This is a genomic window from Amycolatopsis sp. 2-15, assembly GCF_030285625.1.
Lineage (GTDB): Bacteria > Actinomycetota > Actinomycetes > Mycobacteriales > Pseudonocardiaceae > Amycolatopsis > Amycolatopsis carbonis.
In genome coordinates this window covers 2,261,925-2,286,266 of record NZ_CP127294.1, presented here as the reverse complement: position 1 = coordinate 2,286,266, position 24,342 = coordinate 2,261,925, and the positions used below count along the sequence as shown (strand labels likewise).

The window sequence follows — 24,342 nt, the reverse complement described above, 5'->3', positions numbered from 1 at the left end:
GACTTTCTGGTCAACGATTAATCGCAAAACGAAGTCCGCAGACACGGACGGGTTGCGATCCTGCCGAAGGATGTGGGTAGCCTTGTCGCAAATGCCAACGGTTAGTAACTTTCCGACGGTGGACGATGCCGATTCCGTAACCATCCCGGCACCGTCCGAGCAAACCCCAGCTCAGACCACTGTCCGTGACGCCGATGCGAGCCCGCTGGTCCGCATCCGCTCGCTGCTGCCCGGGCTCGCCCGCGCCGAGCAGCGAGTGGCGAAGGTCGTGCTCGAGGACCCCGCGACGGTCGCGCGCCGGAGCATCACCGAGGTCGCCCTCGCCGCCAGCACCAGCGAGACCACGGTCACGCGGTTCTGCAAGGCCGTCGGCGTCGGCGGGTACCCGCAGCTGCGCATCGCGCTGGCCGCGGACACCGCGCGCACCGAGGCCAGAACCACGCGCAACCTCGGCGGGGAGATCAGCCCCGAGGACGACCTCGCGGCCGTGATCGGCAAGGTCAGCTTCGCCGACGCGCGCGCCGTCGAGGAGACGGCCGACCAGCTCGACGTCGCGACGATGCAGCGGGTGATCGACCTCTTGGCCGAGGCCGGCCGCGTGGACGTCTACGGCGTGGGCGCGAGCGCGTTCGTGGCCGCCGACCTGCAGCAGAAGCTGCACCGCATCGGCCGCGTGAGCTTCTCGTGGTCCGACACGCACATCATGCTCACCTCGGCCGCGGTGCTCAGCCCCGGCGACGTCGCGATCGGCGTCTCCCACACGGGCGCGACCACCGACACCGTGGAGGCGCTGCGCGTCGCCCGCGAGCACGGCGCGATCACCGTCGCCGTCACGAACTTCCCGCGTTCGCCGATCACGGAGGTCGCAGACCTCGTGCTCACCACGGCAGCGCGCGAAACCACCTTCCGTTCCGGGGCCACGGCGAGCCGCATCGCTCAGCTCACCGTGATCGACTGCCTGTTCATCGGGGTCGCGCAGCGGCACATGGACGCCTCCGTCAACGCGTTGGACGCGACGAGGGACGCGGTCGGCTCGCACCGGCTCGGGGTCAGGCCCGACGGTCGCCGCCGTCCGCGGGAAACCGGTAAATGAACTCAGAAACGAGGCGCATGATGACCGTCCCCTGCCAGGCGGTGCACGTCGATTCGCCGACCGAGCAACGCAACCCCCGCACGGTGGACATCGACCTGATGTCCACCATGGGGATCCTCAGCGCCATCAACGCCGAGGACCGCCGGGTGCCCGACGCGGTGGCCGCGGTGCTGCCGCAGCTCGCGCGCGCGGTCGACTACGCCGTGGAAGCCCTGCGGGGCGGCGGCCGCGTGCACTACGTCGGGGCGGGCACGTCGGGCCGCCTGGCGACGCTGGACGCGGCCGAACTCGTGCCGACGTTCAACGTGCCGCCGGACCTGTTCGTCGCGCATCACGCGGGCGGCGAGAAGGCCCTGCGGCAGGCGGTGGAGAACGCCGAGGACGACGACGAGGCCGGCGCGGCCGAGCTCGCTGCCGTGGTGCAGCCGGGCGACTTCGTGCTCGGCCTCGCCGCCTCCGGGCGCACGCCGTTCGTGCTCGGCGCACTCGAGGCGTCGAGCGGCCTCGGCGCGCACACGGGGCTGGTTTCGGCCAATCCGCGGGCGTCGAAGCCGGCCGGCGTCGACGTGCTCATCGCCGTGGCCACCGGCCCGGAGGTGCTCGCCGGCTCGACCCGCATGAAGGCGGGCACGGCGCAGAAACTGATCCTCACGGCGTTCTCCACGGCCACGATGATCAAGCTGGGGAAGACCTACTCGAACCTGATGGTCAGCATGCGGGCCACGAACGCGAAGCTGCGCGGCCGCACGATCCGCATCCTGCAGGAAGCCACGGGCCTGACCATGGCCGACTGCTCCGACGCCCTCACCGAGGCCGGCGGCGACCTCAAAACGGCCCTCGTGCACCTGCTGTCGGGCTCCGACGTCGAACACGCCGCGGCGGCGCTGACGGCCAATGGGGGCCACGTACGGAAGGCGCTCGACTCGCTGCACCTGCGCGCGGGCTGAGCTGCGTCTTCGGCCTCGGCTCCGCCGAGGCGCGCGAGATCGCTTCAAGCCCGCGATCTCGCGTGGTGGCAGGGCAGTAGGCCGAACGCCAATGACGTAATTCGGGCGAAGAGCCCCTCATCTCCTGGTGAGGGGCTCTTTTGTGAATCTGCGCTTATTGCGGTTCACCTGTTCACCTGCCTACCCTCTCAGGTGTTGCGCTGAGGGAGGGGCTGTCGATGACCGGGGTGCAGGAACCGACCCGCGCGAGGCAGCCGTTGTCGAGGCGGGAGTGGTGGTCGCTCTCCGGGATGGCGGCGGTGATCCTGCTGCTGAACCTTGTGGGCTGGGGTGTGCTCGTGCTGTTCATCGCACCGCACCACTACGACCTGGGCGCGTCGGGTGTGTTCGGGATCGGGCTGGGGGTCACGGCGTTCACGCTCGGCATGCGCCACGCCTTCGACGCCGACCACATCGCGGCGATCGACAACACCACGCGCAAGCTGATGTCCGAAGGCCAGCGGCCCCTGTCGGTCGGGTTCTGGTTCTCGCTCGGGCACTCGACGATCGTGTTCGGTCTCTGCCTGCTGCTCTCACTCGGCGTGCGCGCCGTCGCCGGGCAGCTCGAGGACGATTCGTCGACACTGCACGAGACCACCGGCCTCATCGGTACGTCCGTCTCGGGCGTTTTCCTCTACCTCATCGCGATCATCAACCTCGTGGCGCTCGTCGGGATCGTCCGGGTCTTCACACGGATGCGCCACGGCGAACTGGACGAAGCCGAACTCGAACACCAGCTCGACAAGCGCGGCTTCATGAACCGCCTGCTGCGCGGCGCGACCAAGGCCGTGCGCAAGCCGTGGCACATCTACCCGGTGGGTGTCCTCTTCGGACTCGGCTTCGACACCGCCACGGAGATCGGCCTGCTGGTCCTCGCGGCCGGCGCCGCGGCGTTCGCCCTGCCCTGGTACGCGATCCTCGTACTGCCCGTGCTCTTCGCCGCGGGCATGAGCCTGTTCGACGCCGCCGACGGCGTGTTCATGAACTTCGCCTACGGCTGGGCGTTCTCACGGCCCATCCGCAAGATCTACTACAACATCACCGTCACAGCACTGTCCGTGGCCGTCGCGCTGGTCATCGGCACCATCGAGCTCGTGTCGATCCTCGCCGAGAAACTCGACATCACCCACGGCCCACTCGCCGCGATCGCCGACGTGAACCTCGACTACGTCGGCTTCGCCATCGTCGGGCTGTTGATCCTCACCTGGCTGATCGCGCTCGCGGTGTGGCGGTTCGGCCGCATCGAGGAGAAGTGGTCGGCGCGCCTCACCGACCACTGAGCCGGTCGACGCGCAGCGCGAGCTGGATCTCCAGCGCGCGTTCCGGCTCACGCCAGTCATCACCGAGCAGCGCGGAGACGCGGTCGAGGCGCTGCACCACGGTGTTCACGTGGACGTGCAGCTCGTCCTTGGCGCGGGCCAGGTTCCCGCCGGCCGCGAAGTACGCGCGCAGCGTGCCGACGAGGTCGGTGCCACGGCGGGAGTCGTAGTCCAGGACCGGACCGAGCGTGGCCGTGACGTAGGCGGGCAGGTCGGCGTGGTGGCCCAGCAGCACCCCGAGGAAGCCCAGGTCGGCCATCGCCGCGCCGTCGCCTTCGCGGCCCTGTGCGAGCAACGTGCTCACGCAGCGGACGGCCTCGGCGTACGCGTGGGCGAGCGCGGCGGGACCCTTCACGGGGCCGGCGGCACCGACCGTCACCGGACAGTCCACAACGGACTGGAGCTCCCGCGCCACCTTGGCCGCCGCGATGCCGTCGGGCGCGAGGGCCACCACCTGCTCCGCGTACACCCCGACCAGGTCGCCGTACCGCGCGCACGCCGACGCGAGGCCACGCCGGGAGATCCCCGGTGCGTGGGCGACGAGCACCACGTGCGGCGCCGCCAAGTCGACACCCAGCCGTCGCGCGCGGGCCGTCAGCGAAGCCGGGTTGCGCGCGGGCGCCGTCAGCAGGTCCGTGAGCAGCTCGCCGCGCACCTCGTCCTCGGCCTGCGCGACGGACCGGCGCAGCATCAGCAGCAACGCCGTCACCACGGCCGCGCGCTCGAACAACCGCCGGTCCGCGCCCGCCAGCTCCGGCCGGCCCGCCAGCGTGAGGCTGCCCAGCAGTTCCTGACCGGCCCGCACCGCGCACACCCAGATGTCCGATGTGGACTCCGCACGCCCGCTGCCGCGCGAGGAAGCCACCGCCGGCGCGTCGAACGAGAGCACGGAGCCCGCCAGCAGGTCACCGGAAGCGTCGTGGACGGCGATCTCGCCACGCAGCACGCCGGCCACCTCCGCGGCGACTTCCGGCAGGTCACCGCCGCGGAGCACGAGGTCCATCAGGCGGTCGTGGGCCTCGTCGGCGCGGCGCATGGTCGCGTTCACGGCGTTGAGCTCGGCGGCCGAGCGGCGCGTCTCGTCGAGCAGGTGCGCGCTGTCCAGGGCGATCGCCGCGTGGTTGGCCAGCGACGAGAGCAGCGCCACCTCCGCCGTCGAGAACTCGCGCGGCGCGCGATCCGACGCGTAGAGCACGCCCAGCACCTTGCCGCCGATCGCCAGGGGCACGCCGAGGATCGCCGTGAGTCCCTCCTCCAGCACGCCGGTGTCGATGGGCGAGGTGTGGCGGAACCGGGCGTCGGCGAAGTAGTCCGCCGTCGCGTACGGCCGCGCGGTCTGGGCCACGAGCCCGCCGAGACCCTCGCCCATCCCGAGCACGATTTGCTGGAACAACGCGGAAACCGAGCCGTCCGTCACTCGGATGTAGGTCTTGCCGGCGGCTTCGTCGTTCAGGCTCAGGTACGACACATCGACGCCGAGCAGGGTCCGTGCCCGCCGCACGATCGAGCGCAGCACCGCGTCCGGGTCACGCAGCCGCGCGAGGTCGCTCGCGGTGTCGAACAACGCCGTGAGCTCGGCTTCGCGCCGCTGGTGCTCGGTGAGCGTCTCGCGGACGCGCAGCGCGAGCTCGGTCGCATCGGCGCCGGACTCACGCGCGGCGTGCGCCAGCTGCTCGCTGCTCGCTCCGGCGGCGAGCAGCTCGAGCAACCGGCGGTAGGGATCCACACAGGTCATGCTGTCACTGAGCGCCGTTCGGCGGGAGCCTCCTGCAGCGACTCGCCGCGCGTCTCGCGCGCGCCGAGCAGGGCCAGCACCGACAGCACGCACATCGCGGCGACGTAGATCGAAACCGGCACCGTCGAGTGGTACGCCTGGAACAGCGCCACGGCGATGATCGGCGCGATCGCGCCCGCCGCGATGGACGACAGCTGCCCGCCCACCGAAAGGCCGGTGTAGCGCACGCGTGTCGGGAACTGCTCGGCGAAGAACGCGGCCTGCGGCCCGTACATCGCGCCGTGAACGACGAGCCCGATGGTCGCCGCGCCGATCACCGCGCCCGTCGTGCGCAAGTCCAGCAGCCAGAAGAAGCCGAACGCCCACGCGGCCATCCCGACCACGCCGAACAAGTACACCGGCTTGCGCCCGATCTTGTCGGAAAGCAAGCCCCACAAAGGAATCGTCACGAAGTGCACGGCCGAGGCGACCAGCACGGCCGTGAGCCCGGTCGCCTTCGGCAGGCCGAGCCCGGTCGTCACGTAGACGAGGATGAAGGCCGTGATCACGTAGTACGACACGTTCTCCGCCAGCCGCGCCCCGAACGTCACGACGAGCCCGCGCAGGTGCCCACGGAACACGTCCACGATCGGCGTGGCTTCCTCCTCCCCCGCCGCGGCCTTCGCGGCCAGGAACACCGGCGACTCCGCGACGGCCAGCCGCACCCAGAGCCCGATCGCCACCAGCACGCCCGACAGCAGGAATGGGATGCGCCAGCCCCACGCGTTGAACGCCGCGTCGGACTGCACCGACGCGAGGATCGCCAGCACCGCCGTGGCCAGCAGGTTCCCGGCCGGAACGCCGGTCTGCGGCCACGACGCCCAGAAGCCGCGCCGCCGGTCGTCGCCGTGTTCGGACACGAGCAGCACCGCGCCGCCCCACTCGCCGCCGAGCGCGAAACCCTGCACGAGCCGCAGCAGCGTCAGCAGGACCGGGGCGAGGACGCCGACCGCGCCGTACGTGGGCAGCACGCCCATCAGGAACGTCGAGCCGCCCATCATCACCAGGCTCACCACGAGCAGGCGCTTGCGCCCGATGCGGTCACCGAAGTGGCCGAACACCAGGCCGCCGACGGGTCGCGCGAGGAAGCCGACCGCGTAGGTCAGCAGCGCGAGCAGCGTGCCGGTGAGCGGGTCGGCGTTCGGGAAGAACAGCTTGTTGAACACGAGCGCGGCGGCGGAGGTGTAGAGGAAGAAGTCGTACCACTCCACGGTGGTGCCGATCAGGCTCGCGCCGACCACGCGCAGCAGGCCGGCCCGGGTTGGTGTTGTCACTGCAGACTCCACTTCGTTGTGGGGACGGGGTTTCAGGCGGCCGACCAGCCGCCGTCTAGGGGCAGCGACGCGCCCGTGACGTGCCCGGCGTGCTCGCCGCACAGCCACACCACAAGGTCGGCGACGTCCGCCGGTTCGATGAGCCGTTTGATGGCCGCGCGCCGCAGCAGCACCTGCTCCACGACCTCGTCGGCGTCGAGACCGTGCTCGGCGGCCTGCGCGTCGAGCTGGCCGGTGACGAGCGGCGTGCGCACGTAGCCTGGGTTGACGCAGTTGGACGTCACGCCGTGCTCGGCACCTTCGAGAGCAGCCACTTTGGACAGTCCCTCGAGCGCGTGCTTCGCCGTGACGTACGCGGCTTTGAACGGGCTGGCGCGCAGGCCGTGCACGCTGGAGACGTTGACGATCCGGCCCCAGCCGCGCGCGTACATCGCCGGCAGCGACCGGCGGATCAGCAGGAACGGCGCGGTCACCATCAGCGCCTGGATCCGCGCGAACTGCTCGGGCGGGAACTCTTGCAGCGCGGCCACGTGCTGGAACCCGGCGTTGTTCACGAGCACGTCCAGCTCGGCCGGCAACGTGTCGATCACCGCGGGGTCGGTGAGGTCACCGACGTGCACCCAGCCGCCGATCTCCGCCGCGGCCGCTTCAGCACCGCGCGCGTCGACGTCCACGACGTGCACCTTCGCGCCGGCCGCGGCCAACGCCCGGACGCAAGCGAGCCCGATTCCGCTCGCGCCGCCGGTCACGAGAGCGACGCGGCCGTCGAGGGCGCCCGGTGAGCTGTGACTTACCCCACTGGTCATGGGCTACGAGGTTAGGACTCACCCACCTCGCCGACCATGTGTCAGGCCACCACAGCCCGGCAAGATCCAGTGTGGCCTGACCACACCCCTAACCGGCGGCAGACGAAATACTCCGCGCCTCCCGCGCACCCACTTCGAACGCCTCACAGCAGAACAGCAGCCACTCCCGCACCCCGTCCGCAGTCCCGGCCGCGAAGCCGGCAGCCAGCTCGACGTACTTCGGCACGCGCCGGAAGAACGCCACCTCCGGCACGGTCAGCGCCTTGGGGTCCAGGCCCGTCGCGATCATCGACAGGCGCGCCGCCGCGCGGGCGACCACGCCGTCGGCCGAGCCGAACGGCCGCAGCGCCAGCAGCTCCCCGTGCACGACGGCCGTGAGGACCGGCCCGGGCACCGACGTCGCCCCCGTGACGAGCTGGGCCAGCAGCTCCAGGCGCTCGCCGCCGGCGAGGGGCCGGCCGAGTGCGTCGGGATCGTCGACGACGTCGGCCGCGGCCAGGACGTGCAGTTTCGCCAGCGCCTGCAACGGCGCGCGCCGCCAGGTGGGCAGCAGCGGTTCCAGCGACTCGGCCACGCGCAGGGCGCCGGCGAGCAGCGGGTCGGCGACCGCGCCGTCGGCGGGCAGTTCGGGGTTCGCGCCGTCGATGCCGGCCGACGCCCGGGCCGCGCGCACCGACGCCTCGGCGGCCGTCTCCGCGCCGCCTCGCAGGTTGGCGGGCAGGCGGTGCACGGCGAACACCGCGTCCTGCGCCGCCTTGGCCGCGGCGGCGACGCCGTCGAGCTCCAGCAGCGGCTTGAGCGGGTCCCTCATGCGTCGAGCACCTGCCCGGCGCGCTTGACGACCGGCGGCAGGACCGACCACGGGAAGTTGATCCAGCGGTCGGTGCGGCGCCACACGTACTCGCTGGTGACGATGGAATGCGGCTTCTCGTAGATCACGGCGCAGCGCACGTCGGCCACGTGGTCGGCGCAGAAGTCGCGCACGAGCTTGAGGGTGGCGCCGGTGTCGGCCACGTCATCGGCGACGAGCACCTTCTTGTTGCTCAGGTCCACGACGTTGGGCACCGGCGGCAGCATCACCGGCAGGTCGAGGCGCTGGTCGACGCCGGTGTAGAACTCCACGTTCATCACGTGCAGGTTCTTCACGTCCAGCGCGTAGCCGAGGGCGCCGGCGACGAAGAGCCCGCCGCGGGCGATGGAGAGGATGAGGTCGGGCTCGAAACCGTCGGCGGCGATCTGCTCGGCGAGCTCCCTGCTGGCGGCGCCGAACAACTCCCAGGTGAGCTCTTCCCGCGCCGCGCCGTCTTCAGCCATGCTTTTGCCTCTCCTCTATCGTTCCCGCGAGCATAAGCAACCGGCAAGTGGCCTGGGTAAATGATCGAGAATTGGCTATCGAGGACGACCACTTGACGCCGTAGCTTGGGTTTCGTGAGCGACTGGAACGACCACCCGACCCTGTCCGGCACCCACGTGCGCCTCGAGCCTCTCGGCCCTGACCACGCCAAAGGCCTGTTCGAGGCGGGGCAGGACCCCGCGATCTGGGCCTGGTTGAGCTTGCGGCAGTTCGAGGAACCGGCCGACGCCGAGCGCTTCGTCGAGGCGGCCACGGCCGATCCCGACCGCCGCGCGTTCGCGCAGATCGACGTCAGCACCGGCCTCGTCGCCGGCACCACGTCGTACTACCAGGTCGTGGCGAAGCACCGGATCCTCTCGATCGGGCACACCTGGATCAACCCCCGCTGGCAGCGCACCGCGCTCAACACCGAAGCCAAGTTCCTGTTGCTGCGCAACGCTTTCGAGGTGCTCGGCGCCCAGCGCGTGGCGTGGGAGACCGACAGCCGCAACCTGCGTTCGCAACGCGCCATCGAGCGGCTCGGCGCACTGCGCGAGGGCGTGCTGCGGGCCCACCGGATCCGCCCGGACGGCAGTTCGCGCGACACAGTGGTGTACTCGATGACGGAAGCTGAATGGCCCGGCGCACGCGCCCGGCTGCTGGCCCGCCTCGACTGAGGGCGCGCCCACACGGCTGCATCCTTGTCGCGAGCGGACTAACGTCGCTAGCGTGCCGTGAGCCGCGGGTTCGCACTACAGGAGGCCTTGCACCATGACCGAGCAGTCCCCAGCGCTGGACAACCTGCTCACCGAGAGCCGCACCTTCCCACCGAGCGACGAGTTCGCCGCTCAGGCCAACGCCAAGGCCGACACGTACGAGAAGGCGGATGCGGACCGGGAGCAGTTCTGGGCCGAGCAGGCCGAGCGCCTGAGCTGGGACACGAAGTGGACCCAAGTACTGGACTGGACCAATGCGCCCTTCGCGAAGTGGTTCGTCGGCGGCAAGCTCAACGTCGCCTACAACTGCGTCGACCGGCACGTCGAGTCCGGCCACGGCGACCAGGTCGCCATCCACTGGGTCGGCGAGCCCGGCGACACCCGTGACATCACCTACGCGCAGCTGAAGGACGAGGTCTCCAAGGCCGCCAACGCGCTGACCTCGCTCGGCGTGACCGCCGGCGACGTCGTGGCGATCCAGCTGCAGATGGTGCCCGAGGCGATCTTCGCGATGCTCGCGTGCGCCCGCCTCGGCGCGCTGCACAACGTCGTCTTCGGCGGCTTCTCGCCGCACGCGCTGCGCGCCCGCGTGGACGACGCGGCGGCGAAGATCGTGATCACCTCCGACGGCCAGTACCGCCGCGGCAAGGCCGCCGCGATGAAGGCCAACGTGGACGAGGCGCTCGAGGGCGCCGAGACCGTGGAGAAGGTCATCGTGGTCCGCCGCACCGGCAGCGACCTCGCGGGCGAGGTGCCGTGGACCGACGGGCGCGACCTGTGGTGGCACGAGCTCGTCGACGGCCAGTCGGCCGAGCACACGCCCGAGGCCTTCGACAGCGAGCACCCGCTGTTCATCCTCTACACCTCCGGCACCACCGGGAAGCCGAAGGGCATCCTGCACACCTCCGGCGGCTACCTCACGCAGGCCGCGTACACGCACCACAACGTGTTCGACCACAAGCCGGGCGAGGACGTGTACTGGTGCACGGCCGACATCGGCTGGATCACCGGCCACAGCTACATCGTCTACGGGCCGCTGGCCAACCGCGTCACGCAGGTGGTCTACGAAGGCACGCCGAACACCCCGCACGAGGGCCGGCACTGGGAGATCGTGCAGAAGTACAAGGTCTCCATCTACTACACCGCGCCGACGCTGATCCGCACGTTCATGAAGTGGGGCGCGGACATCCCGGCGAAGTACGACCTCACGTCGCTGCGCGTGCTCGGCAGCGTCGGCGAGCCGATCAACCCCGAAGCCTGGATGTGGTACCGCGAGACCGTCGGCGCGAACAAGGCGCCGATCGTCGACACGTGGTGGCAGACCGAGACCGGCGGGATCATGATCTCGCCGCTGCCGGGCGTCACCTCCACCAAGCCGGGCTCGGCGCAGCGCGCGCTGCCGGGCATCTCGGCGAAGGTCGTGGACGACCAGGGCAACGAGGTTCCCCACGGTGGCGGCGGCTACCTCGTGCTGGACAAGCCGTGGCCGGGCATGCTGCGCGGCGTGTGGGGCGACGAGGAGCGCTACCGCGAGACGTACTGGTCGCGCTTCGCCGACCAGGGCTTCTACTTCGCCGGTGACGGCGCCAAGTACGACGCCGACGGTGACATCTGGCTGCTCGGCCGCGTCGACGACGTGATGAACGTGTCGGGCCACCGCATCTCGACCACCGAGGTCGAGTCGGCGCTGGTCTCCCACCCGACGGTGGCCGAGGCGGCCGTGGTCGGCGCGACCGACCCGACGACCGGGCAGGGCATCGTGGCGTTCGTGATCCTGCGCGGCAACGCTGTCGACGGTGGTGACGAGGCCGTGCAGGAGCTGCGCAACCACGTCGCGAAGGAGATCGGCCCGATCGCGAAGCCGCGCCAGATCATGGTCGTGCCGGAGCTGCCGAAGACGCGCTCGGGCAAGATCATGCGGCGCCTGCTGCGCGACGTCGCGGAGAACCGGGCGATCGGTGACGTCACAACGCTCGCCGACTCGTCGGTGATGGACCTGATCTCCTCCGGTCTGCAGTCGGGCAAGGAAGAGTAGGCACCGCGGGGTAGATTCTGTCCGCGAGGAAGGGGCTCTCCCGCCGGGAGGGCCCCTTCCTTCATGACTACCCCGAATGGCGGACATCGAACGCATGTTCTAAGATGTGCCGCTGTACCCACCCCAGATCCGGGCAAGGAGACGACACGAATGACCGTGGAAGCCTTGACGCACGACGAGGACACCGCGGCCGAAGCGGCGACGACTGAGGCAGCCCCTGCCTCGGCCCAGGCCGCCGACGCCCCGGAGGTCACCGAGCCCACCGAGACCACCGCCTCACCTGCGTCGTCTTCCGGTTCAGACGCGGCCGCTCCGGCCGCCGAAGAGGCGCCGAAGCCGAAGCGCGGCCGCCCGAAGGCCGCGGCCGCGTCCACCGCGAAGAAGACCCGCACCGTGGAGCTCATCCTCACCGTCACCGGCACGGCCGACGGCGAGTGGCAGGCCGAGCTCAAGAACGGCAGCAAGTGGGTCGCGAAGGGCCTCGAGATCCCGGCCGCCGCCGTCTCGCGCGCGGCGAAGGAGCTGCACGCGGACCTGTCGGGCCCGATCGACGAGGTCATCAACCAGGCCCGCGAGGCGCAGGCCGCGAAGGTCGCGCAGCTCGAGGCCGAGCTGGAAGCCGCCAAGGCGGCTCTTGCGGAGCTTGACGCCTGAGTGGAGCTCGACGTCTGAGGTTTCCCTGAAACGGCCCGGTATCCTCGTGGTGCCGGGCTTTTTCATGTCCGCGGCGGGTTTCCGGCAGCGGCGCGTTCAACTCGAGCCTGCAACTGTCCACAATGGCTGCCACTGCGACGCGGTCGAGCCGGCCTGCACCGTCGAGCAGCCACCGGCGCCGATCTTCTGACGTTCAAAGGCTAGGCACAATTAAATAAGGAAACCCTTCCTTAATGTTGCCAACAAGACAGCAGCGCGCACCCGAATTCCGTGTTTCACTATTCCCGTGACCGAAACGGTGGACGCGACTGATTCCCACTCCCACGAGCCCCACGAGGACGTGGGTGGCAAGCTGAACTGGCTGCGCGCCGGGGTTCTCGGGGCCAACGACGGGATCGTGTCCGTCGCGGGCATCGTGGTGGGCGTCGCGGGCGCGACCACGAACAGCACCGCGATCCTCACCGCCGGAATTGCCGGACTGGTGGCCGGCGCGTTTTCGATGGCCGGCGGGGAATACGTGAGCGTGAGCACGCAGCGCGACACCGAACGCGCGTTGCTGCAGCTCGAGAAGCAAGAGCTGAAAGAAATGCCCGAGGCCGAGGAACGCGAGCTGGCCGAGATCTACGAGGGCAAGGGCCTGTCGAAGGAACTCGCCGCGGAGGTCGCGCGCGAGCTGACCCGCAAGGACGCGTTCCACGCCCACGCGGAGGCCGAGCTGGGCATCGACCCGGACAACCTCACCAACCCGTGGCAGGCGGCCTGGGCTTCGCTGATCGCGTTCTCCGTCGGCGCGCTGCTGCCGCTGTTGTCCATTGCATGGACGGCCGTGTCGGTGCGCGTGTGGGCGTGCGCGCTGGCCGTGGTCGTGGGCCTCACGCTCACCGGGTTCGTGAGCGCGCGCCTGGGCAACGCGCAGGTGGGGCGCGCGATCGCGCGCAACGTGGGCGTCGGCGCCCTCACCATGCTCGTCACCTATTTCGTGGGAGTGCTGTTCGGCACCACCTTCGCCTAGGAGCTAGTGCACGCCCTTCATCAGCCGCCGGATGAACGGGATCAGCGCCAGCAGGATCAGGCCGATCGCGATGGCCACGCCGCCGATGATGCTGAAGTACGGCGTCTCGTCGTGCACGTCGTAGGACTCGGCGAGCTTGCCCGACATCGCAGTGCCCAGCGAGACCGACAGGAAGTTCAACGCCACCATCTGCGTGCGGAACGCCTTCGGCGCGAGCTTCGTCGACAGCGACAGCCCGACCGGCGACAACATCAGCTCGGCGATGGTGAACACCAGCAGGATCCCGGCGAGCGCGATCAGCGGGCTGCCGTTCACGCCGGTGCCGGTCATCGGCAGGAACAGCAGGAACGCCAGGCCCATGAGCACCGTGCCGAGCACGAACTTCATCGGCGTCGAAGGCTGCTTCGGCCCGAGCTTCGTCCAGATCGCGGCGACGATCGGCGCGAAGATGATGATGAACACCGGGTTGATCGAGTTGACCCACGACACCGGCATGTCCCAGCCGAACAGGCTCCGGTCGAGGCGCTGGTCGCTGTAGACCGAGACGACCGTGGACTGCTGCTGGTAAAGCGAGAAGAACGCGGCGCTGGCGATGTACATCGGAATGAACGAGAACACGCGGCTGCGCTCGTCGGACGTGATCTTCTTGCTGGTCAGGATGACCACGAAGTACACCACCGAGATCGCGACGACCACGTACACGACCACGTCGGCCAGGTTCGACGGTCCGACCACCCCGGACATGATCAGCGCGACCACCGCGACCACGATCACCACGGCGACGCCGATCGCCATCCAGCGCTGCGAAGGCAGCAGCGGGTTCGGGATCTCCGACGCCTTCTCGCCCAAGTTCTTGCGGCCGATCGTGTACTGGATCAGGCCGAGCGCCATGCCGATCGCGGCGAGCCCGAAGCCGAGGTGGAAGCCGACCTCAGACTGCGCGAGCCCGGTGAGCAGCGGGCCGATGAACCCACCCAGGTTGATACCCATGTAGAAGATCGTGAAGCCGGCGTCACGGCGTTCGTCACCCTCGGCGTAGAGGGTGCCGACCACGGCGGTGGCGTTGGCCTTCAGCCCGCCCGACCCGATCGCGACGCACGCGAGGCCCACGCCGATGCCGGTCAGGCCCGGCAGCAGTGCCAGCGCGATGTGGCCGATCATCACCAGCACGGCGCTGTAGAACAGCGTGCGCTCGGAGCCGAGCAGGCGGTCGGCCACCCACGCGCCGATCACGGTGGCGAGGTAGACCGTGCCGCCGTACGCGCCGACGACGCCGAGCGCGTCGCCCTGGTCGATGCCGAGACCGCCCTGGTCGGCCTTGTAGTACAGGTAGATGGCGAGGATGCCGAGCATCCCGTAGTAGGAGAAGCGCTCCCACATCTCCACGCCGAAGAGGTTCGCCAGCCCTCGTGGGTGCCCGAAGAACCTCGTGTCGTGCTGCGCCGCCTCGGTAGAGGTACTCACAACTGTCTCGTCCTTGTCCTAGACAACGTTGTCGTTTCCGATTCGCATGCTAGAAGGCAAACGGGTGAACGGGACACTTGACCTGCTGTGGGAAGCGTCATCCACAGCCCTCACGGGCTCTTCGCGTTTGTTAAGGTCATATCAAGGTGCGCCGGGAAGTCTGGTCGGCAAGAGTTTGCGTTCGTCGCCGTACCCGGAGGTCAGCCCGTGCTCGCCGCTCGTCAAGCCGCCGCCGAATTCGCCCGTTACCTGCGTACGGAGACCACCGGCGGGATCATCCTGCTGGCCGCCACGGCCGTGGCGCTGATCTGGGCGAACTCGCCGGCCGGTGACGTCTACCGGGCCGTGCGAGACTTCCACCTCGGCCCCGAGTTCCTGCACCTGAACCTGTCGGTGGGCGACTGGGCGAAGGATGGCCTGCTCGCGTTGTTCTTCTTCGTCGCCGGGCTGGAGCTCAAGCGTGAGCTCGTGGTGGGTGAGCTCTCGAGGTTCAGGCAGGCGGTGCTGCCGGTGATCGCGGCCGTCGGCGGCATGGTCGTGCCCGCGCTGATCGCGCTGGCCGTCGGCTGGGGCACGCCGGGGATCGACCGCGCGTGGGCGATCCCGGTGGCCACGGACATCGCGTTCGCTCTCGGTGTGCTCGCGCTGACGGCGTCGAACCTGCCGAGCAGCGCCCGCATCTTCCTGCTGTCGCTGGCGGTGGTCGACGACCTCGGCGCGATCCTGGTGATCGCGATCGTCTTCACCACGGGCTTCGACCTCGTGGCCGCCGCCGTCGCCGTGGTGGCGCTGGCGCTGTACTGGTTCCTGCAGCACAAACGCGTGCGCACGCCTTGGCTGTACGTGCCGCTCGCGCTGGTCACGTGGGTCGCAGTGCACGCGACGGGCATCCACGCGACGATCGCCGGCGTCGCGCTCGGGCTGCTCACGCGCGTGAAGCCTGACGAAGGTGAGGCCGAGGCGCCGGCGCTGCGGCTGGAGCACCGGTTGCAGCCCTGGTCTGCGGCGGTCGCGGTGCCGGTGTTCGCGCTGTTCGCCGCGGGGATCTCGGTGAGCGGGCACGCATTGGGCCAGGTGTTCACCACGGCGCTGCCGCTGGCCGTCCTGATCGGACTGGTCGTGGGCAAGTTCGTCGGCATCCTCGGCGCGAGCGTGCTGGCGGTGAAGCTCGGCGTGGCGGAAAAACCCACCGGCACGGGGTGGCGTGATCTGGCGGCTCTGGCGCTGCTCGGCGGAGTCGGCTTCACGGTGAGCCTGCTGATCTCCGACCTCGCGCTCGAGAGCGCGGAGAGCGAGCTGACGAAGGCGGCGGTGCTGATCGCGTCGGCCATCGCCTCGCTGGCGTCGGCCGCGCTGCTGCTGCGGCGTAACCGGGCGCACGCGAGAGCAGACTGATCCCGACACTCCCGCCGGTCCGCCGCGCCTGGGGAACGGGTACGTGGCACGATGACCCGGTGACCAGCCCCAAACACGAACGCACCGGCCCCGACGGCGTGGGGGCCGTGCCCTACCTGCCCCTGTCGAGTGACGAGGAGGCCGCGGCGGCGGAACAGTCCATCGGCAAACTCGTCGGCGACGCCACCCAGCACCTGTCGACGCTGGTCAGGGCCGAGGTCGAGCTGGCGAAGTCGGAGCTCGTCGGCGAGATGAAGAAGGGGCTCAAGGGGGGCGTCTACTTCCTCATCGCCCTCGCGGTGGGGCTCTACAGCTCGTACTTCCTGTTCCTCTTCATCGCGGAGATCCTGTCGGACTGGTGGGGCGTCCGCTGGCCGGCGTTCCTCACCGTGTTCGGCCTGATGCTGCTCACCACCGCCGCCACGGCGTTCCTCGGCTGGCGCAAGGTGAAGAAGCTGAAGGCGCCGGAGCGCACGATCGACAGCTTCAAGGAGACGGCCGCGGCCCTGAAGCCGAGGCGCGCCGCCGAAGAAGACAACCTGCCCGCGACGCGTCCCTGACGCGGCACCGCACCCAGGCTGAGTTGCCAAAACGATCGGCACAGTACCGGCTGAAGCGGAGCCCGCAGTGCAGCTCACGCCCGACCCGTCGATCGTCCGGATCGACGGCCCGTGGACGCACCGCGACGTCTCCGCCAACGGCATCCGCCTGCACGTCGCCGAACTCGGCGACGGACCACTGGTGCTGCTCCTGCACGGCTTCGGCGAGTTCTGGTGGACGTGGCACCACCAGCTGCGCGGCCTCGCCGACGCCGGGTTCCGCGCCGTCGCCGTGGACCTGCGCGGCTACGGCGACTCCGACAAACCCCCGCGCGGCTACGACGCGTGGACGCTGGCGGGTGACGTCGGCGGCCTGATCAAGGCCCTCGGCGCCCGCCGCGCGCACCTCGTCGGCCACGCCTGGGGCGGCCTGCTCGCGTGGACGGTCGCCTCCCTGCACCCCCGGCTCGTGTCGTCCGTGACGGCCGTCGGCGCCGCGCACCCGCTGGCGCTGAAGTCCGCCGTGCTGCGCTCGCCCCGGCGCCAGGGCCGCGCGGTCGGGCACCTGTTCCGCTTCCAGGTCCCGATGGCGCCGGAGAAGTGGCTGGTGCGCGACGACGCCGCCAACGTGGAGTCGTTGTTCCGCAGCTGGTCCGGCCCGGCCTGGCAGTCCTCTTCGGACTTCACCGCCACCGTCGACCGGTTCCGCCAGGCGATGCTGATCCCGGGCGTCGCGCACTCCGCGCTGGAGTACTACCGCTGGGCCTTCCGCGCCCAGTTCCGCGGCGAGGGCCGCCGCTTCACCGACGCCGTGGGCAAACGCGTCGCCGCCCCCGTACTGCAACTGCACGGCGCCGTGGACACGTGCATCGTCCCGGAAACCGCGCGCGCGTCCGTGCACTGGGCCGGACCACACGGTGAGCCCCGCATCTGGCCCGGCGTGGGGCACTTCCCGCACCTGGAGGAGCCGGACCGGGTGACGAAGTCCGTTGTGGACTTCGTGAGCTGACTCAGCTCGCGGGGAACAGGTCAACCACGCGGCAATGCGCGGACCTGAGCCCTTCGAGGTCGTGGGAGGCTCGGCGTTCGCTGGTGTTTCGAGCGGGCGCCGACAACCCGCGATCGTGCTGTCGCGGATACCGCGGCGGCCGCACCGTGGCGGCGACGCGGCCGTCGTGTAACAAGGCACCGAGCCCCGCGCACCTCGGTCATCGTGGTCTGAATATCTGTCCGCAAAGAACCGGAACTCCTCCTGCGCACCCGCGGTGAAAGCAGTGATCTCGAGAGGCAGGTGCTCGCGCCAGACCTGCGCCGAGCGCAGGGCCACCACAAGCCCCTCGGACTCGTGGAGCACGCGTTCCCAGGGCAGGCTCGCCGCCAGCACCGACGACCGGGGCGCCATCGCGCGCGAGCGGTCGAACACCGGCTGCGGCAGCTCCACCGGCTCGGAAGCCAGTTCGTCGAAGATGCCCATTCCCACGTCGGATGTGGCGTCTACTGCGCCCGGCTTGTTCGGCAACCGGAGAAGCCCGACTCAGCTCGCGCAGGCGCCCGTGCTCACGTTTGTCGTCTGCGACGGCGCCGCCCCGACCTCCGCGCGCACCTGTTCCGCGGTCAGGGTGAAGCCGGTGTCCGGGTCTTCCACGGCCGCGCCGAAGACGACTCCGATCACGTCGCCGTCGGGGGTGATCATGGGGCCACCGGAGTTGCCGCTGCGGATGCCGGCGCGGATGGTGAACACGTCGCGTTGCACGGTGTTGGCGTCGTAGATGTCCGGGCCGCGCAGGTTGATGCGGCCGCGCACGCGGGCGGCGGTGGAGGTGTACGGGCCGTCGAGCGGGTAGCCGAGCACGATGGCGTTGTCGCCGGCGCGCGCGGTTTCCGGCGCGAACGGCAGGGCGGGCGCGGACAGGCCCGGCACGGCCAGCACGGCGATGTCGACCTCGGGGTTGAAGTACACAACGCGCGCCCGGTAGTCGCCGCGGGTGGACTCGATGCCGACCTCGCTGGTGCCCGCGACCACGTGCGCGTTGGTCATCACGCGCTGCGGCGCGATCACGAAACCGCTGCCCTCCAGCGATTTCGAGCACGAGGGCGCGTTGCCGCGGATCTTCACCACGCTCGGGCGCACCCGGCGCGCGACCGCGGTGATGTTCATCGACGTGTCCGGCGGCGCGGCGTCGGCGGCCGGCGCCTTCTCGAACGGCGAGAGCGCCGACGGGAAGCCCGACGCGTCGAGCAGCTTGCGCAGGTCGCTCGGCAGGCCCTGGGCCTCGGCCGGCATCAGGTCGTTGACCTCGCCCAGCACCACCGACGAGTTGATCGACTTCGCCAGCCCCGGAATGGCCGACACGGTGGTGAGCGGGTTCGCCACCAGCCACGCCACCACGAAAACCGCTGCGGCCTGGACGATCGCGCCGAGCGTCTTGTCCACTCCGGACAACTTGTCGGGATTGATCTTCTGGCGCAGCTTGCGCCCGATCCACACTCCGAGCGTCTCACCGAGCACCACGAGGAACACGACCACGGCTAGCGCGAAGGCCACCTTCGCGACGGGGTTGTCGAACAGCTCGATCACGAACGGCGCCAGCTTCACACCGAGCACCGCCCCGATGGCGACCCCGACAAGCGCGGGCAGCGCGACGATCACGCCCTGGAACGCCCCCGAAACGGCCGCCAGCACCGCCAGCACCAGCACGAGGACATCGACCCAGTTCACGCCGTCACTCCTCGTTCGCCTCTCCCCGCGCCGCGTTGCGGGCCCGGTGTTCGGCCAACGCTACGTCAAGGTCGCGCACGTCGCCGGTGTCCCACTCGCGCTCCCAGCCGCCGAGTGAAAGCAGCGCCGACAGCAGCCCGGCGGTGAAACCCCAGACGAACAGACCGGCGACGTCGAACGCCGGACCCGTCCACGAGCGCCCGCGCATCCGCACCCGGAACCGGTTGGCCGGATCGGCGAGGTCCGCGAGCGCGACGCGCGCGACGGCGGCCGTCTCACCGGGATCCACGGCGTGCACGGGCGAGGGTGTGTGCCAATACGCGAGCACGGGCGTCACCGCGAAGCGCGACACCGGCACAGGCAGCTCCGGCAGGATCGCGACGGGCAGGATCCCGGTCGGGTCGACACCCGTCTCTTCCTCGGCTTCACGCAGGGCCGTGCCGACGGGCCCGCCGTCGCCGTCCTCCGCGCCGCCGCCCGGGAACGCGACCTGGCCCGCGTGTGAGCCGAGCGTGTCGGCGCGGCGCTGCAGCAGCACGTCGGGACCGTCGGCGCGCTCGCCGAAGAGGATCAGCACGGCGGCCGAGCGCGTGAGCGAGTCGTCGACGGTGAAGCGGCTGAACGCGCGGCTGTCGACCTCCCCGGACACCTTGACCAGCGGCCGCAGCCATTCGGGCACGGCATCGGGGTCGACGAGGGGACCGGTCATGAGAAGTCCTTCACGGCTGCGCGCACCTGGTCGGTGCTTTCGAACGTGCGGGGGCTGGAGATGAAGCGCACCTGACCGTCGGGGGTGACGAGGTAGGACGCGGGCAGCGACGGCACCTTGAGCGCGGTGCGGATCGGGCCGGTGTCCCCAGCGCCGTCATAGATCGCCGGCAGATGCACGCCGAGCTGCTGCAGTAGGCCGAGTCCGTCGGCGGCCGGGCTGGCCGTCTGGACGCCCAGCACACGCACGGCGCCGGGCTCCACGGCGTAGCTCTGCAGCACGGGCAGCTCGGTGCGGCACGGCACGCACCACGAGGCCCACACGTTCACCAGCGTCGGGCCGCCGGCCAGCACCTTGCCGACGTCGACGCGCGAGCCGTCGCCGAGGCAGTCGGCCTGGATGCCGGACAGCTGCCCCACGGCGGGTCCGGGCGACGGCGGCGGGCACGCCTGCAGCGCGGCCTTCGCGCGCACGCCGGCGAGGTCACCCGTCGCCGCGGGCGCGTCCTTCGAGCCGCCGCGCGTCGTGAGCACGGCGACCAGCACCGCGACCACCAGGACCGCGACGCCGAGTGCCCACTTGGTGACCGTGGTCACCCGCGGGCCGCCAGCTCGAGGATGTGCTCACGCTCCTCGCCCTTGACGAGCTTCGCGGCGACCTCGAACTCGGTGGGTCCCAGTCCGTAGGACGGGCAGTCCTTCTTCAGCGGGCACGCGCCGCACGCCGGCTTACGCGAGTGGCACACGCGGCGGCCGTGGAAGATCACGAGGTGGGACAGCATCGTCCACTCCTTGCGCGGGATCAGCTCCCCCACTGCGTGCTCGACCTTCACCGGGTCTTCCTCGGCGGTCCAGCCCCAGCGGCGCACGAGGCGGCCGAAGTGGGTGTCCACAGTGATCCCCGGCACGTCGAACGCGTTGCCGAGCACGACGTTGGCCGTTTTGCGCCCGACCCCGGGCAGTGTGACGAGGTCGTCGAGCTTCTTGGGCACCTCGCCGTCGAAGCGCTCCACGAGCGCCGCGCCCAGGCCCATCACCGAGTTGGCCTTGGCCCTGAAAAAACCGGTGGGCCTCAGGAACTCCTCGAGTTCGGTGCGATCCGCGCCCGCGTAGGCGGCCGCCGTGGGATAGCGCTTGAACAGTGCGGGCGTGACCAGGTTCACGCGCACGTCGGTGGTCTGTGCGGAAAGCACCACCGCGACCAGCAGTTCCAGCGGATTCGTGAAGTCCAGCTCGGCTTTCGCGTCGGGATACACCTCGTCGAGGCAACGCTTCATACGCCGGGCGCGTCTCACCAAGGCGAGCCGGCTTTCACCGGCGCCCTCGCGGGGGGCGTTCGTGACGGCAGGTGGCACCCCGATAGCCTACGGGCGCGTCGGACGAGCCGGGCGGGAGCACCCGCCGGTGGACGTCCGACACGCCAGAGCACCACCTCGGCGCACCGTGTGCCGCGAGGAGCGAGGATCTGGAGTCGATGCTTACTTTCCGTAGTGGATGTGCGTCATGACCGCGTGGTTCGTGATTCTGGTCCCACTGGTGATCATGTTCTTCGCTCTCTTCATGGAGCGGGTGGAAAGCCGCCTCAAGCACGTCGCGGTGCAGGAGAACGAGGTCGAGGAGTTCCTCGAGCAGGCACAACCCAACGAGGTCAGGGCCCTTTACGGCCACGGAATCGGCCGTGCTCTGGAGCTGTTCCGGCTCCGCAGGCTGGGCGGACGGGCAGCCAGGCTACGCGCGCGGCGCGTGCGGAGTTAGGCTCCCTGTTCGTGCGAGATCGTCTCCGGCTGCCGCGCCCCGCGCGGCGAGCCGACGGGCGATCTCGCCGACACGCCCTAGACTGACGCGAAAGTGATCGGCGACACGGCCTTCGACCTTCGAAGGAAGTGATCGTTTCTCGACGAGGAGGCACCCGAGGTGGACGAAACCCTGGCCCGTGCGGGCATTTTCCAGGGTGTTGAGCCGGCAGCCGCTGAGGCTCTGGCCCAGACCTTGGAATCCGTGGAGTTCCCCCGCGGCCATGTCATCTTCAGCGAGGGTGAGCCGGGCGACAAGCTGTACATCATCCAGTCCGGCAAGGTGAAGATCGGCCGCAAGTCGCCCGACGGCCGCGAGAACCTGCTGGGCATCTTCGGCCCGTCGGACATGTTCGGCGAGCTGTCCATCTTCGACCCGGGCCCGCGCACGTCGAGTGCGACCACGGTCACCGAGGTCCGCGCCGTCACCATGGACCGCCCGGCCCTGCGCCAGTGGATCTCGACGCGCCCGGAGATCGCGGAGCAGCTGCTGCGCGTCGTGGCCCGCAGGCTGCGCCGGACGAACAACATGGTCGCCGAGCTGATCTTCACCGACGTGCCCGGCCGCGTGGCCCGCGCGCTCCTGCAGCTCGCGCAGCGCTTCGGCAGCCAGGAGGCCGGCCTCCTGCGCGTGACCCACGACCTCACGCAGGAGGAGATCGCCCAGTACGTCGGCGCCTCCCGCGAGACCGTCAACAAGGCCCTCGCCGACTTCGCCCACCGCGGCTGGCTGCGGCTGGAAGGCAAGAGCGTCCTGATCCTGGACCCGGAGCGCCTCGCCCGCCGCGCGCGGTAGCTCCCGGCTTTCCGAAGGCCACCCCTCACCACACCGGTGTCGGGTGGCCTTCGTCATTTCTGGGCTGGAGCTGGGATCCAGGCTTTGTGGGCGTCCCCCACACGAGCGGCATCCCGGTGCCGCCGTCGTGTCGCAGGGCGTTTTTCCTCCACAACAGGGAAACTGAGTGCGGCTTTGGAGATCACCCACCGGCGGGATCGCACGCCTCGGCGAAGCTGAGGCAGACAACACAGCGATCCCGCACGCCTCGGCGAAGCCGAGGCCAAAGACAGGGAGCCGGGCGCCACCCCCGACGTGGCGCACCGGCTCCTTGCCTCGCGCGGACCATCCCCCGACGACCCGCGCTCCCCGCCCTCCGGTTCAGGCCCCGACCCGTATGCCGGAGGGAGCTGGGATGTGCTGTTTCTCAACCATCATGGCCACTACCCACGAATTCAAGGCCATTCACTCTCAAGGACGCCGCTTCGGCCGTTTCGTTGCACGAGTTCACTGAGAATCCATAGAGCGTTACGGGATCGAGACCTCTGCGGCGTAACCGAAGCGTTCGATGCGAGGTGACGCACCCGACCGCAAAACAACTGGTACTTCCGTACCACTCGCAGGCATACTGGTACGCGTGTCCCACTCTGCTCGCTCCGAAGGCCGCACCACACTCGCCGACTACCGTGCCGCGCTGAGGGCCCCTGGTTCTCGCCGCCCGGTCGTCGCGTCGGTGCTCGCCCGCTTGCCGATCGCGATGATCGGCATCTCGGCGCTGCTCTACGTGCAGCGCGAGACCGGCTCGTTCGCCGCCGCCGGACTGGTTTCCGCCAGCTCGCTCGCCGGGGTGTCCGTGGGCGCGGTGGTGCAGGGGCGCCTCATCGACCGCTACGGGCCCACCCGGCCGCTGCTGGCCACGGTGGGACTGTTCGCGCTGTCGATGGTCGCGCTGGCCCTGGCGATCGAGGCGCACGCGCCGACGGTCCTCCTGGTCGCGCTGGCCGCCGCCACGGGTTTGTCGGAGCCGATGATCGGGTCGGCCTCGCGTGCGTTGTGGACGAAACTGCTTCCCGGAGGCCCTGCACGCAACGCGGCCTTCTCGTACGAAGCGATCAGCATGGAGGTGTTCTTCATCCTCGGCCCGGGCATCGCGGGTCTGCTGATCACGGCGCCGTGGGCCGGCACGGGCATGGTCGCGGGTGCCGCGGCGATGGTCACCGGCGCGATGGTGTTCGCACTGAGCCCCGCCGTGCGCGCCTGGGGCCCGGCTCCGCGCGCGAAGACGCGGCTGCTGGGTGCGCTGGCGAGCCCCGGCATGCGGACGCTGGCCGTGGCCGCGCTGGGCTTCGGTGTGGTGATCGGGTTCGTCGAGGTGGCCGTGCCGGCCGCCGCGACGGAGTCCGGGCACGCGGCGCTGAGCGGGCTGCTGCTTTCGGCGTGGTCGCTGACGTCGGTGGCGTTCGGCGTGGCGTACAGCCTGCACCCGTGGCCGCGCCGGCTGGGCCTGCGCCTGCCCGCGTTGCTGGGCGGGTTCGGCGCGCTGGTGGCACTGCTGGCGCTGCCGTCGTCGCTGTGGGCACTGGCCCTGCTGATGCTGCTGGCGGGCGCGCTGATCACGCCGCAGTCGACCACGCACTCGACGGCGATCGAGACGGTCGCGCCGCGCGGTACGGCTGCGGAGGCCTTCGGCTGGGTCCTCACGGCGGTGACGCTGGGGCTGGCCGCCGGCCAGTCGGTGAGCGGTTACCTGGTCGAGCACTCGGGCCCGAGCGCGTCGTTCCTGGCCGCCGGCGTGGCCGGGGTGGCGCTGGCGATCGTGGTGTGGTTGATGCGCGACACCGTGCGCGCACCGGCCGCGGAGCCGACCGAATCGGGTGAGCTCGTGGGCGCCGGCCACTGACGTTTCCGCAGTTCAGCGAGATCGTGGCCGGATTTTGTCGGTGGCCC

General features: G+C 70.2%; 23 protein-coding genes. 13 read left to right on the top strand and 10 right to left on the bottom strand.

From position 1 onward, the window contains the following. The first annotated feature begins 118 nt into the window (after nucleotides 1–118). The 3 genes from QRX50_RS11160 to nicT all read left to right on the top strand — a co-directional run bounded on the left by QRX50_RS11160 (nucleotide 119) and on the right by nicT (nucleotide 3,359). A complete protein-coding gene (locus QRX50_RS11160; protein WP_434533257.1) occupies nucleotides 119–1,093 on the top strand; it encodes a MurR/RpiR family transcriptional regulator in 975 nt (324 codons plus the stop codon). 17 nt (nucleotides 1,094–1,110) lie between these two features. Continuing rightward, nucleotides 1,111–2,040: an N-acetylmuramic acid 6-phosphate etherase gene (gene murQ / locus QRX50_RS11155; protein ID WP_285971875.1), complete on the top strand. Its 930-nt coding sequence runs from the start codon at nucleotides 1,111–1,113 to the stop codon at nucleotides 2,038–2,040. A gap of 218 nt (nucleotides 2,041–2,258) precedes the next feature. Continuing rightward, nucleotides 2,259–3,359 (top strand): Nickel transporter NicT, encoded by a 1,101-nt coding sequence (nicT, locus tag QRX50_RS11150; protein ID WP_285971874.1) that lies wholly within the window; start codon nucleotides 2,259–2,261, stop codon nucleotides 3,357–3,359. On the opposite strand, the gene QRX50_RS11145 is transcribed toward nicT, so the two are convergent. The 5 genes from QRX50_RS11145 to QRX50_RS11125 form a co-directional block, all read right to left on the bottom strand. After that, a complete protein-coding gene (locus QRX50_RS11145; protein WP_285971873.1) occupies nucleotides 3,346–5,133 on the bottom strand; it encodes a helix-turn-helix domain-containing protein in 1,788 nt (595 codons plus the stop codon). The two genes, nicT and QRX50_RS11145, sit on opposite strands and share 14 nt — an antisense overlap. Then, the gene (locus QRX50_RS11140; RefSeq protein ID WP_285971872.1) at nucleotides 5,130–6,446 is read right to left on the bottom strand and encodes an MFS transporter; all 1,317 of its coding nucleotides are present in this window, start codon (nucleotides 6,444–6,446) and stop codon (nucleotides 5,130–5,132) included. The genes QRX50_RS11145 and QRX50_RS11140 overlap by 4 nt, the downstream gene beginning before the upstream one ends. Before the next feature lie 32 nt (nucleotides 6,447–6,478). Then, on the bottom strand, nucleotides 6,479–7,252 hold the full coding sequence (locus QRX50_RS11135) for a 3-hydroxybutyrate dehydrogenase (RefSeq protein WP_285971871.1): 774 nt from the start codon (nucleotides 7,250–7,252) through the stop codon (nucleotides 6,479–6,481). Between the two features lie 88 nt (nucleotides 7,253–7,340). Continuing rightward, nucleotides 7,341–8,063, bottom strand: coding sequence for a Fic family protein (locus tag QRX50_RS11130; protein WP_285971870.1), 723 nt, complete (start codon nucleotides 8,061–8,063; stop codon nucleotides 7,341–7,343). Beyond that, complete coding sequence (locus QRX50_RS11125) at nucleotides 8,060–8,566, bottom strand: phosphoribosyltransferase (protein WP_285971869.1); 507 nt, start codon at nucleotides 8,564–8,566, stop codon at nucleotides 8,060–8,062. The genes QRX50_RS11130 and QRX50_RS11125 overlap by 4 nt, the downstream gene beginning before the upstream one ends. 114 nt (nucleotides 8,567–8,680) lie before the next feature. Between QRX50_RS11125 and QRX50_RS11120 the strand changes: the two genes are divergently transcribed. The 4 genes from QRX50_RS11120 (at nucleotide 8,681) to QRX50_RS11105 (ending at nucleotide 13,002) form a co-directional block, all read left to right on the top strand. Beyond that, complete coding sequence (locus QRX50_RS11120) at nucleotides 8,681–9,262, top strand: GNAT family N-acetyltransferase (RefSeq protein ID WP_285971868.1); 582 nt, start codon at nucleotides 8,681–8,683, stop codon at nucleotides 9,260–9,262. 94 nt (nucleotides 9,263–9,356) lie between these two features. Further along, nucleotides 9,357–11,336: an acetate--CoA ligase gene (gene acs / locus QRX50_RS11115; RefSeq protein ID WP_285971867.1), complete on the top strand. Its 1,980-nt coding sequence runs from the start codon at nucleotides 9,357–9,359 to the stop codon at nucleotides 11,334–11,336. A 150-nt stretch (nucleotides 11,337–11,486) separates the two neighbouring features. Then, on the top strand, nucleotides 11,487–11,990 hold the full coding sequence (locus QRX50_RS11110; protein WP_285971866.1) for a DUF6319 family protein: 504 nt from the start codon (nucleotides 11,487–11,489) through the stop codon (nucleotides 11,988–11,990). Nucleotides 11,991–12,276: 286 nt separating this feature from the next. Further along, nucleotides 12,277–13,002: a VIT1/CCC1 transporter family protein gene (locus QRX50_RS11105; protein ID WP_285971865.1), complete on the top strand. Its 726-nt coding sequence runs from the start codon at nucleotides 12,277–12,279 to the stop codon at nucleotides 13,000–13,002. 3 nt (nucleotides 13,003–13,005) lie between these two features. On the opposite strand, the gene QRX50_RS11100 is transcribed toward QRX50_RS11105, so the two are convergent. After that, nucleotides 13,006–14,466, bottom strand: coding sequence for a peptide MFS transporter (locus tag QRX50_RS11100; protein ID WP_285971864.1), 1,461 nt, complete (start codon nucleotides 14,464–14,466; stop codon nucleotides 13,006–13,008). Between the two features lie 207 nt (nucleotides 14,467–14,673). Here QRX50_RS11100 and nhaA point away from each other — a divergent pair, with 207 nt between their 5' ends. From nhaA to QRX50_RS11085, 3 genes are all read left to right on the top strand, one after another. Further along, nucleotides 14,674–15,861 (top strand): Na+/H+ antiporter NhaA, encoded by a 1,188-nt coding sequence (nhaA, locus tag QRX50_RS11095; RefSeq protein WP_285971863.1) that lies wholly within the window; start codon nucleotides 14,674–14,676, stop codon nucleotides 15,859–15,861. A gap of 59 nt (nucleotides 15,862–15,920) precedes the next feature. Next, entirely contained in the window at nucleotides 15,921–16,421 is a 501-nt protein-coding gene (locus tag QRX50_RS11090; protein WP_285971862.1) for a phage holin family protein, read from the top strand. Between the two features lie 67 nt (nucleotides 16,422–16,488). Continuing rightward, complete coding sequence (locus QRX50_RS11085) at nucleotides 16,489–17,409, top strand: alpha/beta fold hydrolase (RefSeq protein ID WP_285971861.1); 921 nt, start codon at nucleotides 16,489–16,491, stop codon at nucleotides 17,407–17,409. Nucleotides 17,410–17,934: 525 nt separating this feature from the next. On the opposite strand, the gene QRX50_RS11080 is transcribed toward QRX50_RS11085, so the two are convergent. The 4 genes from QRX50_RS11080 to nth are packed head-to-tail and all read right to left on the bottom strand — an operon-like array spanning nucleotide 17,935 to nucleotide 21,104. Then, the gene (locus tag QRX50_RS11080) at nucleotides 17,935–19,119 is read right to left on the bottom strand and encodes a MarP family serine protease (RefSeq protein WP_285971860.1); all 1,185 of its coding nucleotides are present in this window, start codon (nucleotides 19,117–19,119) and stop codon (nucleotides 17,935–17,937) included. 4 nt (nucleotides 19,120–19,123) lie between these two features. Next, complete coding sequence (locus tag QRX50_RS11075; RefSeq protein WP_285971859.1) at nucleotides 19,124–19,828, bottom strand: NUDIX hydrolase; 705 nt, start codon at nucleotides 19,826–19,828, stop codon at nucleotides 19,124–19,126. Further along, entirely contained in the window at nucleotides 19,825–20,424 is a 600-nt protein-coding gene (locus tag QRX50_RS11070; RefSeq protein WP_285971858.1) for a TlpA family protein disulfide reductase, read from the bottom strand. The genes QRX50_RS11075 and QRX50_RS11070 overlap by 4 nt, the downstream gene beginning before the upstream one ends. Further along, nucleotides 20,421–21,104, bottom strand: coding sequence for an endonuclease III (nth, locus tag QRX50_RS11065; RefSeq protein WP_285971857.1), 684 nt, complete (start codon nucleotides 21,102–21,104; stop codon nucleotides 20,421–20,423). The genes QRX50_RS11070 and nth overlap by 4 nt, the downstream gene beginning before the upstream one ends. Nucleotides 21,105–21,330: 226 nt before the next feature. On the opposite strand from nth, the gene QRX50_RS11060 reads away from it, so the two are divergent. The 3 genes from QRX50_RS11060 (at nucleotide 21,331) to QRX50_RS11050 (ending at nucleotide 24,295) form a co-directional block, all read left to right on the top strand. Continuing rightward, the gene (locus tag QRX50_RS11060) at nucleotides 21,331–21,582 is read left to right on the top strand and encodes a hypothetical protein (protein ID WP_204092841.1); all 252 of its coding nucleotides are present in this window, start codon (nucleotides 21,331–21,333) and stop codon (nucleotides 21,580–21,582) included. 159 nt (nucleotides 21,583–21,741) lie between these two features. Further along, the gene (locus QRX50_RS11055; protein ID WP_204092840.1) at nucleotides 21,742–22,416 is read left to right on the top strand and encodes a Crp/Fnr family transcriptional regulator; all 675 of its coding nucleotides are present in this window, start codon (nucleotides 21,742–21,744) and stop codon (nucleotides 22,414–22,416) included. Nucleotides 22,417–23,032: 616 nt separating this feature from the next. Beyond that, on the top strand, nucleotides 23,033–24,295 hold the full coding sequence (locus QRX50_RS11050) for an MFS transporter (protein WP_285971856.1): 1,263 nt from the start codon (nucleotides 23,033–23,035) through the stop codon (nucleotides 24,293–24,295). Nucleotides 24,296–24,342: the final 47 nt, after the last annotated feature.